Origin of the sequence: [Mycobacterium] manitobense (assembly GCF_025821665.1) — a bacterium.
Classification (GTDB): Bacteria; Actinomycetota; Actinomycetes; order Mycobacteriales; family Mycobacteriaceae; genus Mycobacterium; species Mycobacterium arseniciresistens.
Genome location: NZ_JACKSJ010000129.1, coordinates 1 through 583 on the forward strand (window position 1 = coordinate 1; position 583 = coordinate 583).

Here is a 583-nt window from a genome sequence, read left to right on the forward strand (position 1 = left end):
CGGATCGACAAGATCGAGCCGGAGCCGGAGCGGGTCAAGATCTCGTTCTGGTACGACAGCAAGTACAAGGTGCCGGCCGAGGCCAACGCTGCGATCCTGTCGCCGATGCTGGTGACCTCGCGGGCGATTCAGCTGACCCCGACGTACTCGGGCAGCGGTCCGGTGATGGAGAACGACGCCGTCATCCCGCAGGAGCGCACCGTCGTCCCGGTGGAGTACGACGACTTCCGTGCGCAGTTGGAGCGCATCACCGAGAACCTGCAGCCGACCGAACCCGGCGGTGTCAGCACCCTCGGGTCGGTCATCAACACCGCCGCGGACAACCTGCGCGGGCAGGGCGCGGACATCCGCGCGACGCTGGTCAAGCTGTCCCAAGCGTTTTCGGCGATCGGCGACCACAGCACCGATGTGTTCTCCACCGTCAAGAACCTGTCGATCCTGGTGTCCGCGCTGCAGGACAGCACCACCGTGATGCGTCAGCTGAATCAGAACCTGGCCTCGGTGTCGGGCACGCTGGCAGACAACCCCGACGAGGTCGGCAACGCGGTACAGGACCTCGCCGACACGGTCGGGCTGGTGCAGA

Annotated in this window: 1 protein-coding gene; it reads left to right on the forward strand. The window is 66.0% G+C overall.

Annotated features, from left to right (window positions below; genetic code table 11):
- A partial coding sequence (locus H7I41_RS16120; RefSeq protein ID WP_264013613.1) for an MCE family protein occupies positions 1–583 on the forward strand: 583 nt, incomplete at both ends.